Origin of the sequence: Crossiella cryophila (genome assembly GCF_014204915.1) — a bacterium.
Lineage (GTDB): Bacteria > Actinomycetota > Actinomycetes > Mycobacteriales > Pseudonocardiaceae > Crossiella > Crossiella cryophila.
Genome location: NZ_JACHMH010000001.1, coordinates 3,542,771 through 3,560,770 on the forward strand (window position 1 = coordinate 3,542,771; position 18,000 = coordinate 3,560,770).

The following is an 18,000-nucleotide window of genomic DNA, read 5'->3' on the forward strand; positions in this document are numbered from 1 at the left end:
ACAGTGTCCAATGAGGACAAGCTCAGGCACTTCCTCAAGCAGGTGACCGCCGATCTGCGGCAGACCCGGCAGGAACTGGCCGAGGTCCGCGAGGCCGAGCGGGAGCCGATCGCCATCATCGGCATGAGCTGCCGCTACCCCGGTGGCATCGGCTCGCCTGAGCAACTGTGGGACCTGCTGGCCGCGGGCGGGGACGCCGTCACCGGGTTCCCGGCCGACCGCGGCTGGCCCGACCTGCTCGACGACGACCCGTCCGCCACCGGCCGCACCTACACCGGCCACGGCGCGTTCCTGGACGGCGTCGCCGAGTTCGACCCGGCCTTCTTCGGCATCTCCCCGCGCGAAGCCCTGGCCATGGACCCCCAGCAACGCCTGCTGCTGGAAACCTCCTGGGAAGCCTTCGAACGGGCGGGCATCGACCCGACCACCTTGCGCGGCAGCAAAACCGGCGTGTTCGCCGGCGTGATCTACAACGACTACGCCGCGCGGATGCACGAGGTCCCCGAGGGCGTCGAGGGCTACCTCGGCACCGGCAACTCCGGCAGCGTCGCCTCCGGCCGCATCGCCTACACCCTCGGCCTGGAGGGCCCCGCCCTCACCATCGACACCGCCTGCTCGTCCTCACTGGTCGCGCTGCACCTTGCCGCACAAGCACTCCGCAAGGGCGAATGCACCCTGGCCCTGGCCGGCGGTGTGACCACCATGGCCACCCCGCAGATCTTCGTCGAGTTCAGCCGCCAGCGCGGCCTGGCCACCGACGGCCGCTGCAAGGCCTTCGCCGACGCCGCCGACGGCACCGGCTGGGGCGAAGGCGTCGGCCTGCTCCTGGTCGAGAAACTCTCCGACGCCCAACGCAACGGCCACCCCATCCTCGCGGTGCTCAAGGGCAGCGCCGTCAACCAGGACGGCGCCTCCAGCGGCCTCACCGCACCGAACGGCCCGTCCCAGCAACGCGTCATCCGCGCCGCCCTGGCCGACGCCCGCCTCACCCCGGCCCAGGTCGACGTGGTCGAGGCGCACGGCACCGGCACCCGCCTCGGCGACCCGATCGAGGCCCAGGCGGTACTCGCCGCCTATGGCCAGGACCGGGAAACCCCGCTGTGGCTGGGCTCGGTGAAGTCGAACATCGGCCACACCCAGGCCGCCGCCGGCGTCGCGGGCGTGATCAAGATGGTCATGGCCATGCGGCACGGGGTGCTGCCCAGGACGTTGCACGTGGACGAGCCGTCGCGGCAGGTGGACTGGTCGGTGGGCGCGGTGTCGCTGCTGACCGAGAACCAGGAGTGGGCTGCGGAGGTGCGCCGGGCCGGGGTGTCGAGCTTCGGCGTGAGCGGCACCAACGCGCACGTGATCCTGGAACAGGCTCCAGGGGCGGAAGAGCTTCCGGCTGCGGAAGCCCCGGAAGCGTTGCCCTACCTCCTCTCCGGCAAAACCGCCGCCGCCCTCCGCGCCCAGGCCACCCGCCTCCGCGACCACCTCGCCACCCACACCCCCGCCCCGCTCGACCTCGCGCACACCCTCACCACCCGCGCCGCCTTCGAGCACCGAGCCGTCCTGCTCGGCGACCCCGCCACCGCCCTGCCCGCCCTGGCCACCGACGAGATCACCCCCACCGTCATCCGCGGCAGCACCGCCCGCCCCGGCAAGGTCGTCTTCGTCTTCCCCGGCCAGGGCTCCCAATGGCGGGGCATGGCCGTCGAACTCCTCGACTCCTCCCCGGTCTTCGCCGCCCGCATCACCGAATGCGCCGAGGCGCTCGCCGAGTTCACCGACTGGAACCTCCTCGACGTCCTGCGCGACAACGACTACGACCAGGTCGACATCGTGCAGCCCGCACTCTGGGCCGTGATGGTCTCCCTCGCCGCGCTCTGGCAGTCGCACGGCGTCGAACCGGCCGGAGTGGTCGGCCACTCCCAGGGCGAGATCGCGGCCGCCGCCGTCTCCGGCGCGCTCTCACTCCGCGACGCCGCCAAGGTGGTCGCGTTGCGCAGCAAGGCGATCCGGGCGCTCGCGGGCAAGGGCGGGATGATGTCCGTGCCGTTGCCGGTCGCCGAGGTGGAAGAGCGGCTGACCCGGTGGGACGGGCGGATCTCGGTGGCCGCGGTCAACGGGGCCTCCTCCGTGGTGGTCGCCGGGGACCCGGACGCCCTGGACGAACTCTTCGCCGACTGCGCGGACACCGACGTCAAGGCCCGCCGCATCCCGGTGGACTACGCCTCGCACTCCGCACACGTCGAGGAGATCCGCGAGGAACTGCTCACCGTCCTCAGTGGACTGTCACCGCAGCCCTCCCGGATCCCGTTCCACTCCACCGTCACCGCCGGGCTGATCGACACCACCGCCCTGGACGCCGAGTACTGGTACACCAACCTGCGCCGGACTGTCCGGTTCGAGGAGACCGTGCGCGGGCTGCTCGGCACCGGGCACCGCGGCTTCGTCGAGGTCAGCCCGCACCCGGTGCTCGTGGTCGGCATCCAGGAAACCGCCGACCGGGCCGAGATCCCCGCCGTCACCGTCGGCTCGCTGCGCCGTGACGAGGGTGGGCCGCAGCGGGTGCTCACCTCGCTCGCCGAAGCCTGGACCCGCGGCCTGCCGGTCGACTTCGCACCCGCGGTCACCGGCGGCAAGCCGGTCGAGCTGCCCACCTACGCCTTCCAGCACCAGCGCTACTGGCTCGAACCCGCCACCGGCGTCACCGCCGACGAGCAGTTCTGGACCGCGGTGGAGAACCAGGACCTCACCGCCCTGGCCGAGTTGCTGCCCGGTCTGGCCGCGCAACGCCGCGCCAAGCCCGAACCCGCGCCGCAGCCCACCCCCGAACCCGGCTTCGCCGAACGCCTGGCCGCCCTCGACCCGGCCGAGGCCCAGCGCCGCCTGCTCGACCTGGTCCGCGGCCACGCCGCCGCCGTGCTCGGGCACGCGAGCGCCGAGGACGTCGACATCGACCGCGCCTTCCTGGAATCCGGCTTCGACTCGCTCACCGCCGTCGAACTGCGCAACCGCCTGACCGGCGCCACCGGCGTCCAGCTCGCCCCCGGCCTGCTGCTCCAGCACCCCACCCCGGCCGAACTCGCCGCCCACCTGCGTGACCGCCTCGGCACCGCGGAGGCCCCGGCGGACAAGCCCAGCACGCTGGCCAACCTCTACCAGGAGTCCGTCCGAAGTGGACGGATCACCCAGTTCATGGACCTGCTGGCCGACACCGCCGGATTCCGGCCGAGCTTCGACGAGACCAGTGACCGCACCGACCTCACCCGCCCCATCCGCCTGTCCGCCGAGGGCGAGGGCCCGGTGCTCATCGGATGCAGTGGCACCGCGGCCATCTCCGGCCCGCACGAGTTCGCCCGCCTGGCCACCGCCCTGCGCGGCCAGTACCCGATGGCCGCGCTGCCACTGCCCGGCTACCTCGACGGCGAACCGCTGCCCACCACGCTGACCGCCGCCCTCCGGCTCCAGGCCGACGCCGTGCTGGCCCAGGCCGACGGCCGCCCGTTCGTCCTCATCGGACACTCCGCGGGCGCCATCCTGGCCCACCAGCTCGCCGCGCACCTGACCGGGATCGGGCACCCGCCGGCCGGACTGGTGCTGCTCGACCTCTACGAACCTGACCACAACGGCCCGATCGGCCAGTGGCAGCGCGAGATGACCGAATGGATGCTCGGCAACCAGGGCGACTACGTGCCCGCCGACGACACCCGGCTCACCGCCATGGGCGCCTACTACCGCCACCTCGCCGGGTGGCAGCCGACCGAACTGGCCGTGCCCACCCTGCTGGTGCGCGCCAGCGAACCGATGGGGGAGTGGACCGGTGCCGGCGACTGGCGTTCGCACTGGCCGTTCCCGCACACCGCGGCCGATGTGCCCGGCAACCACTTCACCATGACCCAGCACCACGCCCAGGCCACCGCTCAGTCCATTGTGGACTGGCTCGCCGAATCCGCCACCGTCGCCGGACAAGCGAAGTAGGAACAGGAACCACGATGACAGCAGACACCGGCGACAACGGCCTCTGGCTGCGCCGATTCCACCCGGTCGAGGACAGCAAGGTCCGGCTGGCCTGCTTCCCGCACGCCGGGGGCTCCGCGAGCTTCTTCTACCCGTTCTCCGCCGCGCTCACCCCCTCCATCGAGGTGCTGGCCGTGCAGTACCCGGGACGGCAGGACCGGCGCGCCGACCCGCGGATCGAGAACGTGCAGGAGTTCGCCAGGGAGATCGTCAAACCCCTGCTCGCCTGGACCGACAAGCCATTGGCGCTGTTCGGGCACAGCATGGGCGCGAGCATCGCCTTCGAGGTCGCCACCATCCTGGAACAGGAGTTCGACTTCCGGCCGGCCGCGCTGTTCGCCTCCGGCCGCCGCGCCCCGTCCCGGCACCGGGACGAACGCGTGCACCAGCAGAGCGACGACGGCATCGTGGCCGAGCTGCAACGCCTCTCCGGCACCGACTCCGCGTTGCTCGGCGATGAGGAACTGCTGCGCATGGTGCTGCCCGCGATCCGCAGCGACTACAAGGCCGCGGAGACCTACCGGTGGCAGGGCGGGGTTCCGCTGTCCTGCCCGATCACCGCGATCGTCGGCGAAAGCGACCCGAGGGTCACCTTCGACGAGGCCACCACCTGGAGTGAGCACACCCGCGACGAGTTCGCGCTGCGCACCCTCTCCGGCGGCCACTTCTACCTCAACCACCACCAGTCGGACGTCGTCAACGAGATCTCCGACCAGCTCATCTCCTTCTGCGCCAAGGAGGCGTGATGTCCGACCGCACGCCGAGCCAACTGGGCCTGCACCTGCAGATGACCCGTGGGCTCCAGTGGCACTTCGGCACCACCGGCGACCCGTACGCGCTCATCCTGCGCGCCCAGGCCGACGACCCCACCCCTTTCCACGCCATGGTCCGCGAACGTGGCGTGCTGCACCAGAGCCTGCTCGGCGCGTACGTCACCGCCGACCACGACCTGGGCCGCACCATCCTCACCGACCCGCGACTGGGCCTGCGCAAGGCCGACGGCGAACCGCCGGCGCCGCAGGTGCTGTCCCTGGACGAGACCTTCCTCGGCCTGGGCGCCGCCGAACACGCCCGGATCACCGAGCGGGCCGCGAACCTGCTCAGCGAGCAGGCCGTGCACATCCACGAACCCCACGTCCGCCGCCTCGCCGAGGATCGCATCTCCGGCCACAGTGGACAGTTCGACCTGGTCACCGACTTCGCCGCGCCACTGGCCGTCGATCTCACCGCCGACCTGCTCGGCATCCCCGACCCCGACCGCGCGCACTTCGCCGGCCTCTGCGCCGACCTGCGACCCACCCTGGACTCGCTGGTCTGCCCGCAGCCGCTCGGCCCGACCAGGGCCCTGCTGGCCGCACTGGCCAACGTGACCAGGCTGTTGTCCGACATGGGTTGCACCGTGCCCGAGGCCCGGCACGCCGCGGTGATCACCGCCACCGCCGGGGTCGAGATCGGCACCACCCTGGTGGTCAACGCGGTCGCCGCACTGCTGGCCCGTCCCGAACAGTGGGCGAAACTGGTCGGCGACCCCGGCCTGGCCGCCGACGCCATCGCGGAAACCCTGCGCTACGACGCCCCGGTCCAGCTGCACACCCGGGTCGCGTTGTCCGACATGGAGTTCGCGGGCACCGAGATCCCCAAGGACAGCCAGCTCGTGGTGCTTTCCGGTGCGGCAGGCCGGGATCCGGAACTCTACGCCGACGCCGACGAGTTCGAGCTGACCCGCAACCCCGGCCCCACCCCACTCGCCTTCACCGGCGGATTCCACAGTGGACTCCTCGCCCCACTGCTGCGGGTACACGCCGAGACCGCGCTACGCGTGCTCGCGGAGCACACGCCCCGACTCCGCCAAACCGGAAAACTGGTACGCCGCAGGCGCTCCCCGGTCCTCCGCGGCCCCCTAACCCTCCCCGTCACCGCCTGACCCCTCGTGTTGGCCGTTCTCGTACCCCGTGTTGGCCGTTGTCGTACACGGTGTTGGCCGAACCGGTACGCCGCTTTGCCAACACACCGTCCCGGATCGGCCAACACACCGTCCGGATCGGCCAACACACCGTCCGGATCGGCCAACACACCGTCCGGATCGGCCAACACACCGTCCGGATCGGCCAACACACCGTCCGGAACGGCCAACACACCGTGCGATAACGGCCAACACTGCCCTGCTTCTGGAAGGAGCCGCCGATGCGTGTGCTCATGACCTCCTTCGCGCACAACACCCACTTCTTCAGCATGGTGCCGCTGGCCTGGGCACTGCGCACCGCGGGCCACGAGGTCCGCATCGCCAGCCAGCCCGCGCTCACCGACGCGATCACGCACGCCGGACTCACCGCGGTCCCGGTCGGCGAGGACCACGTCATCCACCAGACCCGCGAGCAGAACACCAGCCAGAAGCAGGCCGACCACCCGGAGATCAACTTCTCCGAGACCAGGCCGGACATCCTCACCTGGGACTACATGCTCGGCATGTACACCATGATGACGCCGATGTTCTACTCGCTGGCCAACAACGACTCCATGGTCGACGAGCTGGTCGCCTTCGCCCGCGCCTGGCAGCCCGACCTGGTCATCTGGGAGCCCTTCACCTGGGCCGGTTCCATCGCCGCCAAGGCCAGCGGGGCCGCGCACGCCCGTCTGCTCTGGGGCCCGGACGTGCTGACCCGCACCAGGAACCGCTTCCTGGAACTGCACGACCAGCAGCCCCCGGCACACCAGGACGACCCGCTGGCCGAATGGCTGGGCTGGACCATGGAACGGCTCGGCCTGAGCTTCGACGAGGAACTGGTCAGCGGTCAGTGGACCATCGACCAGACCCCGGCCAGCACCCGGCTGCCGGTCGGCCAGCCCATCGTGCCCATGGGTTACGTGCCCTACAACGGGCCGGCCGTGGTGCCGGACTGGCTGCGCGCCAAGCCGGAACGCCCGCGGGTGTGCATCACCCTCGGCGTGTCCGCGCGGGAGAGCCTTGGCGGTGACTCGGTCTCCTTCACCGACCTGGTGCAGGCCATGGCCGACCTGGACATCGAGGTCATCGCCACCATGAACGCGGCCCAGCAGGCCGAGTTCACCGCGTCGACCACGGTGCCGGACAACCTCAAGCTGGTGGAGTTCGTGCCGCTGCACGCGCTGATGCCCACCTGCTCGGCGATCATCCACCACGGCGGCGCGGGCACCGCGGCCACCGCGATGCTCTACGGCGTGCCGCAGCTGCTGCTGCCGGAGATGTTCGACGCCGTGCTCAAGGCCCAGCAGCTGGAGAGCATCGACGCCGGGCTGTACGTGCGCCCGGCCGAGCTGACCGCGCAAGCCCTGCGGGACAAGCTCGTCCGCCTGCTCACCGACCCCGCCTTCGCCGCCGGTGCGGCCAAGCTGCGCGGCGAGGTGCTGGCCGACCCCAAGCCCAACGAGATCGTGCCGGAGCTGGAGCGCCTGGTCGCCCGGCACCGTGCCCCGGTCCCCACAGCGTAAGGAAATCCCATGTACGACACCGAGTTGGCCGACGTCTACGACGCCATCTACCGCGGCCGCGGCAAGGACTACCCCGCCGAGGCCGCCCAGGTGCACGAGCTGATCACCGACCGCAAGGCCGACGCCACCGACCTGCTCGACGTGGCCTCCGGCACCGGCGCGCACTTCGGCCCGTTCACCGAGCTGTTCGAGCACGTCGAGGGCCTGGAGCTGTCCGAGGCGATGGTCCGGATCTCCGGCGACCGCCACCCCGCGGTCACCGTGCACCAGGGCGACATGCGCGAGTTCGACCTCGGCCGCACCTTCCACGCGGTCACCTGCATGTTCAGCTCCATCGGCTACATGAGCGACCAGGCCGACCTGGACCGCGCGCTGGCCGCCTTCGCCAAGCACCTGGAGCCCGGCGGCGTCATCGTGATCGAGCCCTGGTGGACGCCGGAGAAGTTCCTGCCCGGCTACGTCGGCGGCGACGTGGTCAAGGTCGACGGCCGCACCATCGCCAGGGTCTCGCACTCCCGCCGCGAGGGCGACCACACCCACATGGACGTGCACTACACGGTCGCCGACGCCGAGAACGGCATCCGGCACTTCACCGACACGCACGTCATCACCCTGTTCACCCGCGAGCAGTACGAGACCGCCTTCGAGCGGGCTGGCTGCGCCGTGGACTACGTCGAGGGCGGCCCGTCCGGTCGCGGTCTGTTCGTTGGAGTCGTGAAGTGACACTGCGCAGGAAGCTGTTGGCCGCACTGGCCCTGGTCACCGCCACCACCCTGGTGGCGAGCACCGGAGCCAGCGCGGCACCGGCCGCCGGACGCACCGGGGTGCATCCGCTGGTCGCCCAGATGACCCTGGACGAGAAGCTCTCGTTCGTGCACTGGACGGTGGCCTTCACCGGCCCGTTCAGCGTCGGCTCGCTGCCCGGCGTGCCGCGACTGGGCATCCCGGAGGTCCGCTCGGCCGACGGCCCGGCGGGCATCCGGCTGAACAACCAGCCGGCCACCGCCATGCCCGCGCCGGTCGCGCTCGCCGCCACCTTCGACGACGAGCTGGCCCGCAAGTACGGCGAGGTCATGGGCCGCGATGGCCGTGCCCTGCAACAGGATGTGGTCTTCGGCCCGATGATGAACATCATCCGGGTGCCGCAGGCCGGGCGGAACTTCGAGACCTTCAGCGAGGACCCGCTGGTCTCCGCGCGCACCGCGGCCGCCCAGATCAAGGGCATCCAGAGCCAGGGCCTGATCGCCACCGCCAAGCACTACGCGGCGAACAACCAGGAGCAGAACCGGCAAAACGTCAACGTCACCGTCGACGAGCAGACCCTGCGCGAGATCGAGCTGCCCGCCTTCGAGGCATCGGTCAAGGCCGGCGTCAGCTCGGTGATGTGCGCCTACAACAAGGTCAACGGCACCCCGTCCTGCGGGCACCAGGAGCTGCTGACCTCGATCCTGCGCGAGCAGTGGGGTTTCCAGGGCTGGGTGATGTCGGACTGGCTGGCCACGCACAGCACCGACTCGATCAGCAAGGGCCTGGACCAGGAACTGGGCATCGACTGGAGCCAGGGCGTCGAACACGGCATCCCCGGCGGCCTGCACTTCGGCAAGAAGCTCAAGGAAGCCGTGCAGGGCGGCCAGATCCCGGTGTCCACAGTGGACAGGGCGGTCAGCCGCATCGTCGGCCAGCTGGACCGGCACGGCCTGATCGGCGCCAACCCGCGCCCCCGGCCCACCCGCGACCTGGCCACCGCCAACGCGGTCACCCAGCAGGTCGCCGAGGCCGGCGGTGTGTTGCTGCGCAACCAGAACCAGGCCCTGCCGCTGCTGGCAGGCGCTGGCGCCAGCATCGCGGTGATCGGCCCCCGCGCCAAGGACCCCAAGGTCACCGGCCTGGGCAGCGCGCACGTGGTGCCGGACAAGGCCAACGCGCCGCTGGACACCATCAAGGCCCGCGCCGGAGCCGGTGCCACGGTCACCTACTCCGCGGGTGAGGAACTCGTCGGCTCGCCCATCCCGGCAGGCACGCTGACCCCGGCCTTCCCGACCGGCGTCCTGCTCCAGCCGGGCACCGCCGGCCAGTTCTACGACGGCACGCTGACCGCTCCGGTGACTGGGGACTACCGGATCGCGATCGAGGCCACCGGCGGTTTCGCCACCGTGCAGATCGGCAACCAGACGCCGATCGAGGCGGGCGAGGTCTACGGCAAGATCACCAGCGCCGTGGTGCACCTGACCGCGGGCACGCACAAGATCACCATGTCCGGCTCGGCACCGGTGGCATCTTCCTTGTCGGCCAAGCTGTCCTGGGTCACCCCGGAGGCAGCCGAGGCCGCCATCGTCGCCGCGGTCCAGGCCGCGAAGACCGCCCGCACCGCGGTCGTCTTCGCCTACGACGACGGCATGGAGGGCTACGACCGGGCCAACCTCGGTCTGCCCGGCCGCCAGAACAAGCTGATCACCGAGGTGGCCAAGGCCAACTCCAACACGGTGGTCGTGCTCAACACCGGCTCCTCGATCACCATGCCCTGGCTGGAGCGGACCGCCGCGGTGCTGGACATGTGGTACCCGGGCCAGACCGGCGCCGAGGCCACCACGGCCCTGCTGTTCGGGGACACCAACCCCAGCGGCAAGCTCACCCAGACCTTCCCGGTGGACGAGAACACCCACCCCGTCGCCAACAACCCGGAGCGCTACCCCGGGATCGGCAACGAGCAGAAGTACACCGAGGGCATCCAGGTCGGCTACCGCTGGTACGACAAGCAGAAGGTCAAGCCGCTGTTCCCGTTCGGGCACGGCCTGTCCTACACCAGCTTCACCTACACCGACCTGGCCACCAAGACCGTGGCGGACGGCATCGAGGTCAGCTTCTCCTTGCGCAACACCGGGATCCACAAGGGCAAGGAGGTGCCGCAGGTCTACCTGGGCGCCAGCCCGCTGGTGACCGCGGCGCAGGCGGACAAGGCGCTGGCCGGCTACACCAAGGTGGAGCTGTTGCCCGGTGAGACCAAGCGGGTGACGGTGAAGGTGGACGCGCAGCGGCTGAAGTACTGGAACGCCACGACCGATCGGTGGGTCACTGGGGGTGGCACCCGGTCGATCCAGGTCGGGCCGTCCTCGGCGCAACTGCCGCTGAAGACGACGGTGGTTGTTCTGCCATAAGGATTTCGCTGGTCAAGGAGCCCGGGTGCGCAATACCCGGGCTCCTTGGCATGTCCGGGGGATTACCAGCGCAGGCCGAGTTCCCAGTAGGGGGAGGCGAAGCTGGCCGTGGCGGTCAGCGTGTAGTAGCTGGCTGGCAGCACGCAGGTCCAGGACCGGGGCGGGTCGTTGGCGTAGGCGCCGCCCTTGCAGTTGCCGATGGTGAAGGTGAACCAGGTCTCCTGGTCGCCCGGCTTCAGGATCGCGTCGATGTCGATGGAGATGGTGCCGCCCTTGAAGTAGCCCGAAGGCAGGCTGCAGCTCCGGGACGCGCTCGGCTCGCAGCGCTTGGTCGGGTTCGCGGCACTGGCCGTGCCTGCTCCGACGAGCACCCCGGCCAGGACCGTGGCGGCCACCGTGGCGGTGGACAAGAGCTTCTTCATCGGCTCCCCAGTGATCTTGGGCCCCGCACGGTGCGGAGATCGCCGGGATCGTAGGCAGGCGCATCAGGCGATCGCAGCCCTTTCAACCCGGGCTGAAGCGGCCCCCTACTTTCGGACAGCACAAAGCCCGGGTGCCAGCACGCACCCGGGCTCCCGCACCCCACATCCCCTACCGGCCGAATGCCTCCCGCACCCCGGAAATCACCGCGGTGACCTCGTCCTCGGACATGTGCGGCCCGATCGGCAGGCTCAGCACCCGCTCGGCCACCTGATCGGCCACCGGCAGCTCCCCCCAGGAGCCGTCGGCGTACGCGGGCGAGCGGTGCACCGCGACCGGGTAGTGGATCAACGTGCCGATCCCCAGCCCCGCCAGGCGTTCCTGCACCGCGTCCCGCTCAGCGCAGCGCACCACGAACAGGTGCCACACCGGCTCGGCCCACACCGGCACCACCGGCAGCACCAGGTCCTCGATATCGGCCAGCTCACGCAGGTAGCGGTCGGCGACCTCCTTGCGCCGGTCGTTCCACCGGTCCAGCGCGGGCAGCTTCACCCGCAGCATCGCCGCCTGCAGCTCGTCCAGGCGGGAGTTGGTCGCCTGGATCTCGTGCTGGTACTTCACCCGCGAGCCGTAGTTGCGCAGCAGCCGCAGCTTGTCGGCCAGCTCCGCCGAGGAGGTCACCACCGCCCCGCCGTCACCGAGCGCACCCAGGTTCTTGCCGGGGTAGAAGCTGAACGCGGCCGCGATGGACCCCGCCCCGACCCGGCGACCCTTGTACCGCGCGCCGTGCGCCTGGGCGGCGTCCTCGACCACGTGCAACCCGTGCTCGGCCGCGATCGCTTCCAGCGCGTCCAGGTCCGCCGGCTGCCCGTACAGGTGCACCGGCATGATCGCCTTGGTACGCGGGGTGATGGCCGCCTCGACCTGCTTGGGGTCGATCAGCAGCGTGTCCTCGTCCGGCTCCACCGGCACCGGCGTGGCGCCGGCCGCCGAGACCGCCAGCCAGCTGGCGATGAAGGTGGCGCTGGGCACGATGACCTCGTCGCCGGGACCGATGTCCAGGGCACGCAGGATGAGTTCCAGCGCGTCGCAGCCACTGCCGACGGCCACGCAGTGCTCGGCCTCGCAGTAGGCGGCGAACTCGGCCTCGAAGGCGGCGAGTTCGGGCCCGAGCAGGAACCAGCCGGAGTCCACGACCCGGCGGTAGGCGGCATCCAGTTCGGCGCGCAGTTCCTCATGCGGCGCCTTCAGATCGAGAAAGGGAACAGCCATCAGAGTTTCCTGGCGTCGCGCTGGAAGTCGGCGTACTCGCGGTAGTAGTCGGCCTCGTCGTAGTGCGTCGAGGCGAGTACCAGACCGACCGCGCCGGGGGAGAAGTTAATCAGGTTCCGCCACACCATCGGGCCGACGTAGAGACCGCGACTGGGATTGTCCAGGTGGAAACGGTCCCGGTACTGGCCGTCGTCGACGGTGATGTCGAACTTGCCGTGCACCGCGATGATCAGCTGTTCCAGGTTGCGGTGCCCGTGCGCGCCACGGATCGTGGTCGCGGGCAGGTCGTACAGGTAGTACACACGCTTGATGTCGAACTTGATCTCCTTGCCCGCCTCCACCACGCACAGGTTGCCGCGCGGGTCGTTGTGCTCGGGCAGGTCGACCATCCGGCAGGGCTCGACCTTGCCGACGAGAATGCCTTCATCATTTCGGTAGGCGGGCATGAAAAACCCCCAGGGTCTTCGCCGCACAATGCGACGGCGAATGAACGGCGAATTGGTTCCGGAAAATCGTAGGCCGGGGATCACCCCTACTTTTAACCCCTACGAGCCCCTAAGAACCCATTCGCCATTCACCCACCCCTGGGGGCGTGTCAGGTCGTGTTCGGTGGACCTTGGTCGCGATCGCCGGGCCCAGATCGCCCCTGGCCGCGCCGCCGCGGCGGCCACGTACAACAGCGGTACGAGGCCACCACGGCGACACGACCAGAAGCAATCTGGACTCCGGCGCTCATCGACCAATACCCACCGAACACGACCTACGCGCTTACCGCCGTGTCCGGACTGTGCAGCCCCGACGGCAGATCAGCCCGCCTGGTCACGTTCAGCTTCTTGTACACCCTGGTCAGATGCTGCTCCACCGTGCTGATCGTGATGCACAGCTTGCTCGCGATCTGCCGGTTGGTGTGCCCCTGCGCGGCCAGCGCGGCCACCCGCTGTTCGGCGTCGGAGAGCGCGGTCACCTTGTCCGCGTCCACCTCCACCGGCGCGGGCGGGGCCTCGGCCTCGACCCCGGCCTGACCCGGCACCAGTTCCTCGCACAGCGGCGCGGCCTGGCATTCCCGCGCCAGGTGCCAGGCCCGGCGCAGGGTCATCCGCGCCTGGGTGGAGTCCGCCTCGACCTGGGCCTGGCTCAGCTCGCCCAGTGCCCTGGCCAGCTGCAACCGGTCGCCGCCCGCCCTGGACAGCTCGACGGCCTCGGTGAGCAGGGCCAGTCGCCGGTGCGGTTCGCTGATCGCGGCCAGCAGGCGCAGCGTGACGCCGCGGATCCGCGGCCGGTTGGTGCAGTCCATCGCGAGCTGTTCTTCCAGCAGCGCCCTGGCCTCGTGGTGCTTGCCCAGCCGGATCAGCACCTCGGCGGCGTCACTGCGCCACGGCACGAACGAGGGCCGGTCCATGCCCCATTCGGCCATCAGTTCCCCGCACAGCCGGAAGTCGCCCAGCGCCGCGTACAACCGGTCCGCGGCCAGGTGGCACCGGCCGCGCGCGGACAGGTACTGCAGCCCGAAGGTCGATTCCAGCATGGCGTCGGGGGTGGGCAGGTTGAGCAGTTCCTCGGCCTCGGCCAGCTTGCCCAGTTCGGTCAGCGCCACGATCAGGCACCCCAGGGGACCCCCTACCGCGACCCCCCAGGTGTGCGGGGTGGTGTGCCGCAGTGCGGCGCGGGCGTGCGCTTCGGCGCCGGGCAGATCGCCCTGGCGCAGGGCCATCGCGGCCCGTGCGGAGGCGAACATGGCGTGCCAGCCCGGTGCGTTGCGCTCGGCCGACTCGGCCAGCAGCGCGTCCGCCCAGGGCAGTGCCCGGTCCAGCCGGTCGGCGAAGTAGAGCACCATCAGCGCGGAGACCAGCGCGTCGAAGGTCTTCTCGGACAGCCGGGAGCCCTGCAGCACCTGCTCGGCGTCCATGATCGCGGTCTCCTCGGGACCGACCGCGATCACCTTGCGCAGCGCCAGCCCGGTCTGCAGCCGCGGATCGCGCACCGCGCCGGATTCCGGGGCCAGCTCGGCCGCGGGCAGCTGGGACAGCAGCGGCGGGTGCATGCTGAACATCCACTCGCGGGTGATCGCCAGCTCCAGCGCGGTCTGCTTGTCGGTCTGCCCGACGGTCTCGCTGAGCTGGATCATCGCCTCGGCGGCCTCGGTGTTGCGGCCGTGCAGCAGCAGGCAGCGCACCGAGGTCAGCGCGTCCCTGGTGTTGAGCGTGCCCTTGCGCAGCGCCTCGGTCAGCTCGGCCAGGTGCCGGGCCACCACCGCCGGGTTGGCCCGCCGGGCCAGCCCGACCAGCATCATCCGGATGGTCGCCCTGGTCTGGTCGTCGGTGCTGCTGCGGTGGGCCAGTTCCAGGCATTCCACCGCGTACTCGACCCGGTCCTCGGTCAGCGCGTGCTCGCCCGCGGTCCACAGCATCTGCACCGCCCACTGACCGCCGATCCGGCCAGCGGCCAGCAGGTGCTCGGCGATCGGGGCCGGCGGCGCGCCTTCCAGGTGCAGCCGCTCGGCGGCGCGCAGGTGCAGGTCGGCCCTGGTGTCCGGGGACACGTCGGCCAGCACCGCGGCGCCCACCGCCGGGTGGCGGAATCCGCCGCGCCGGGCCAGTCCGGCCTCGACCAGCGTGTCCACTCCCTGGGTGACCGCCTCGGGGGCCAGGTCCAGCAGGCCGCTGAGCGGTTCGGCCTCGGTGCTGCCCAGTACCGCGATGCCCTGCGCCACCCGCAGCAGCAGCGGGTTGCTGCGGTGCAGGCAGGCCAGCACGGCCTGGCCGAACGCCTCGCCGACGGACAGCCCGCCTGCGGTGTGCGCCGAATGCTGATCTTCCACCAAGGCCCGCACCAGCAACGGGTTCCCGCCGGTCAGCTCGTGGCAGTCGGCGGCGAGGTGCGCCCCGTCGGCCAGTTGCTGGGCCAGCATCTCGGCCACCCCGCGCACCGACAGCGGGGTCAGCCGGATCCGCCGGAAGTGCGGTTGCCGCAGCAGTTCGGTGCGGAAGGCCGGGTGCGCCGGGCTCGCCCCGGTCAGCTCGGTGAACAGCACCAGCACCCGGTGTGAGCGCAGCCTGCGGGCCAGGTCCACCAGCACCCGCACCGAGGCCACGTCCGCGTGGTCCACATCGTCGACGGTGAGCACCAGCACCGATTCCACCGACAGCGCCAGCAGGGTGTCGGCCAGGTCGTGCGCGATCCGCGCCTGGACCCGCTCGGTCACCTCGTTGTCCGGTTCGGTGCGGGTCGCGGTGGCCTGGCCCTCATCGAGCAGGGCCAGCACCCTGGCCAGGGTCTCCGGCGCCAGTGCCGCTCCCCGCAGCAACTGGCGCAGCACACCCAGTGGCATGTTCCGCTCCGCACGCGTCCCGGTGGCGGTCAGCACGCGGGCGCCCGCCCCGCGCGCGTGCTCGCCGAACACGTGCAGCAACTCGGTCTTTCCGCTGGCCACGGGCCCGGTGACCATCGCCACCCGGCCATACGCCGCGGAGGCGTCGGCCAGTAATCGCCGCAGGAAGTCAAGCTGTCCGTCCCGCTCGGCCAAAGCCATGCAGGATTCACCCCATCCCCAGTCCCCAGTGATAGCCCGTTTGGGTGACGGGCTACTCAGCCGGTACGCGGGACGAGAGCTGCGCCACTCCGCCCACGACCGAAATTCACCATAACAGGCAGTTTCTGCCAGGTTCGACCCTAAGCCCGTGACGTGAATCCCACGCTAAGTCGGCATCGAATATTCGGTACGTCAGAGCCACGTCAAGTGTGTCGGCGGCTGTCAGCCCGGCTGTACGAAAACCCGGCAGAGCAGGGCGTCCGGGGTGCGTGCCGAGCCGACCCGACCGGTCCAGGCCACCCCGGCCAGGTGCTCGCCGTCCGCGCACTGCCCCTTGTGCCGCCCGTGCGCGAACTCGCCGCCGCCCGTACTGGCCCGGTTGTCGCCCCGGTCGAACCAGACCGTCCGGTCCGACCCGCCCAGACCGCGTCCGGCAGGCGCGCACAGCAGTGCGGAGACCGCCGCGCCACGCACGCTGTAGCCGATCGCGAGCTGCTGCGGCGGGCACTGGAACTTGGTGTACCCGCTCGCCCAGTCCGCGGTCACGAACCGCTCGTCGGTGACCACCTGGTGCGTGCCCGGCGTGGGCAGGACGCCGCCGGTGTCGGTGCACAGGCCGCGGTTGCCGGTGTGGCTCAGCCCGATCAGCCGCTGCCCGTCCGGGCACACCGCCTTGCGCGCGCCCGGATCCCAGTCCGGCAGCCCGCGCATCCGGGCCGACTGCACCAGGTCGCCGTGGTCGATGGCCAGCTGTCGCCATTGCGGCGCAACGGGAACCGGCCCGGTCTTGCCGGCTGCCGCGATCAGCCGCCGCCACGCGGGCGCCCGCCAGTCGTCGCCGTCGTCGAGGAACATCCGCCGCCCGGCGGCGTCCCAGTGCGCCAGCGCCCAGCCGTTGCCGCGCCGGTTCTCGTGCCAGCCGACCAGCGGCCAGTAGGCGAAATCCGCGTCCGCCTTGATCATCTCGTCCACGAAGTTCTCGAACCAGGCCCGCGGTTTGGCCCCGTTCTCCTCCCGCCCGCCCACGCCGAACTCGCTGATCCACACCGGCGCGGTGAAGTGCTGGCCCTGCTCGGTGACGAAGAAGGCCTGCCGCCGCAGCACCTCGGTGAGTTCGGCCCGGCTCAGGTCCTGGTAGCGCGGGTCGCTGGTCTCGCCGATCCCGGTGGCACCACTGTGATTCGGCCCGGTGTAGCCGTAGAAGTGCGCCGCGTACACCAACTTCCCGGACCGGACCAGGGTGTTGGACAGCAGCCGCATGGGTTCCAGGGTCGGCCGCCCGTGCGGGAAGCCGTTGACCGGGATGCCGTACCAGTTGATGCCCTCGATCACGATCAGCAGATCCGGGTTGGCCTCGCTGAGGATCCGGTCCCCGGCCCGCTGCGCCGCGGCGTGCCAGTCGCGCGGGTCGCCCAGTCCCCAGTTCGGATCGTCGAAGACGTTGCGCCGCACCTCGTTGTAGAGGTCCGCGCCGACCACCCTGGGGTTGGACCGGTAGCGGCGTGCCATGAACAGCCAGTCCTCCTCCCACTGCTGAGCCGTTTGCGCGGTGTTCCAGCGCTCGTTGCCGTCCACGGCACAGCACCAGCGGGAGGTCGTGGTGTGATTGTTGAGGAACACGGCGAACTTCGCCGAGGTCAGCGCGGTCACCACTGCGTCATAGACCTGCAACGGGGTCTTCCCCCGCAACTCGGGGTTGGCCGCCACCGCCCGATCGGGCACCGGCGCGCTCTCCCGGATCATCTGGTTGGCGAAGGGCAGCCGGATGCTGTTGAGCCCCAACGCCTGGAAGCTGCCGATCAGCTCGGCCAGCGGTGCCCGGTCCAGCCCGAGCGGGATGCCCGAACTCATCTCCCCGGCGTGGTGCGTGGCCGGATCGTTGATGTCCCCGCTGCCGTTCCAGGTCCCGCTCGCGCCGTGCCAGTTCCCGGCACGCAGCCGAAACCGGTTTCCATCGGCGTCCACGACGTACCGCCCGCGGGTGCTCAACGGACCGCGCCACTCCTCGGCAACCGGTTGCGCGGATGCCGGAACTGTCAGCAGCGAGGCCAGAACTGCCGCCACCACAAGTGCCGAACTGGGCAGATGCCACTTCATACCGTCATGGTGGCGATGCACACAGTGGCCGCGGAACCGACGAACGGCGGCCAG

General features: G+C 70.7%; 10 protein-coding genes and 1 pseudogene. 6 read left to right on the forward strand and 5 right to left on the reverse strand.

Annotation, left to right across the window (positions count from 1 at the left end):
- Nucleotides 1–3: 3 nt before the first annotated feature.
- The 6 genes and pseudogenes from HNR67_RS16190 to HNR67_RS16215 all read left to right on the forward strand — a co-directional run.
- Nucleotides 4–3,966, forward strand: a pseudogene (locus HNR67_RS16190) (type I polyketide synthase); the annotation flags it as partial.
- 14 nt (nt 3,967–3,980) lie between these two features.
- On the forward strand, nt 3,981–4,751 hold the full coding sequence (locus HNR67_RS16195) for a thioesterase II family protein (protein WP_185003000.1): 771 nt from the start codon (nt 3,981–3,983) through the stop codon (nt 4,749–4,751).
- A complete protein-coding gene (locus HNR67_RS16200) occupies nt 4,751–5,929 on the forward strand; it encodes a cytochrome P450 family protein (RefSeq protein ID WP_185003002.1) in 1,179 nt (392 codons plus the stop codon). Before HNR67_RS16195 ends, HNR67_RS16200 begins: the two co-directional genes overlap by 1 nt.
- 260 nt (nt 5,930–6,189) lie before the next feature.
- Nucleotides 6,190–7,473 (forward strand): activator-dependent family glycosyltransferase, encoded by a 1,284-nt coding sequence (locus HNR67_RS16205; RefSeq protein WP_185003004.1) that lies wholly within the window; start codon nt 6,190–6,192, stop codon nt 7,471–7,473.
- Between the two features lie 9 nt (nt 7,474–7,482).
- Nucleotides 7,483–8,196, forward strand: a complete 714-nt coding sequence (locus HNR67_RS16210) for a class I SAM-dependent DNA methyltransferase (RefSeq protein ID WP_185003006.1) — start codon at nt 7,483–7,485, stop codon at nt 8,194–8,196.
- Nucleotides 8,193–10,628: a beta-glucosidase family protein gene (locus tag HNR67_RS16215; protein WP_312987377.1), complete on the forward strand. Its 2,436-nt coding sequence runs from the start codon at nt 8,193–8,195 to the stop codon at nt 10,626–10,628. The genes HNR67_RS16210 and HNR67_RS16215 overlap by 4 nt, the downstream gene beginning before the upstream one ends.
- 62 nt (nt 10,629–10,690) lie before the next feature.
- Here HNR67_RS16215 and HNR67_RS16220 read toward each other — a convergent pair whose 3' ends face one another.
- From HNR67_RS16220 to HNR67_RS16240, 5 genes are all read right to left on the reverse strand, one after another.
- Nucleotides 10,691–11,050 (reverse strand): hypothetical protein, encoded by a 360-nt coding sequence (locus HNR67_RS16220; RefSeq protein ID WP_185003008.1) that lies wholly within the window; start codon nt 11,048–11,050, stop codon nt 10,691–10,693.
- Nucleotides 11,051–11,219: 169 nt separating this feature from the next.
- Complete coding sequence (locus tag HNR67_RS16225; protein ID WP_185003010.1) at nt 11,220–12,320, reverse strand: DegT/DnrJ/EryC1/StrS family aminotransferase; 1,101 nt, start codon at nt 12,318–12,320, stop codon at nt 11,220–11,222.
- Entirely contained in the window at nt 12,320–12,766 is a 447-nt protein-coding gene (locus HNR67_RS16230; RefSeq protein WP_185003012.1) for a sugar 3,4-ketoisomerase, read from the reverse strand. The genes HNR67_RS16225 and HNR67_RS16230 overlap by 1 nt, the downstream gene beginning before the upstream one ends.
- Before the next feature lie 314 nt (nt 12,767–13,080).
- Nucleotides 13,081–15,849: a helix-turn-helix transcriptional regulator gene (locus tag HNR67_RS45680; RefSeq protein ID WP_185003014.1), complete on the reverse strand. Its 2,769-nt coding sequence runs from the start codon at nt 15,847–15,849 to the stop codon at nt 13,081–13,083.
- A gap of 222 nt (nt 15,850–16,071) precedes the next feature.
- The gene (locus HNR67_RS16240) at nt 16,072–17,946 is read right to left on the reverse strand and encodes a glycoside hydrolase family 5 protein (protein WP_185003015.1); all 1,875 of its coding nucleotides are present in this window, start codon (nt 17,944–17,946) and stop codon (nt 16,072–16,074) included.
- Nucleotides 17,947–18,000: the final 54 nt, after the last annotated feature.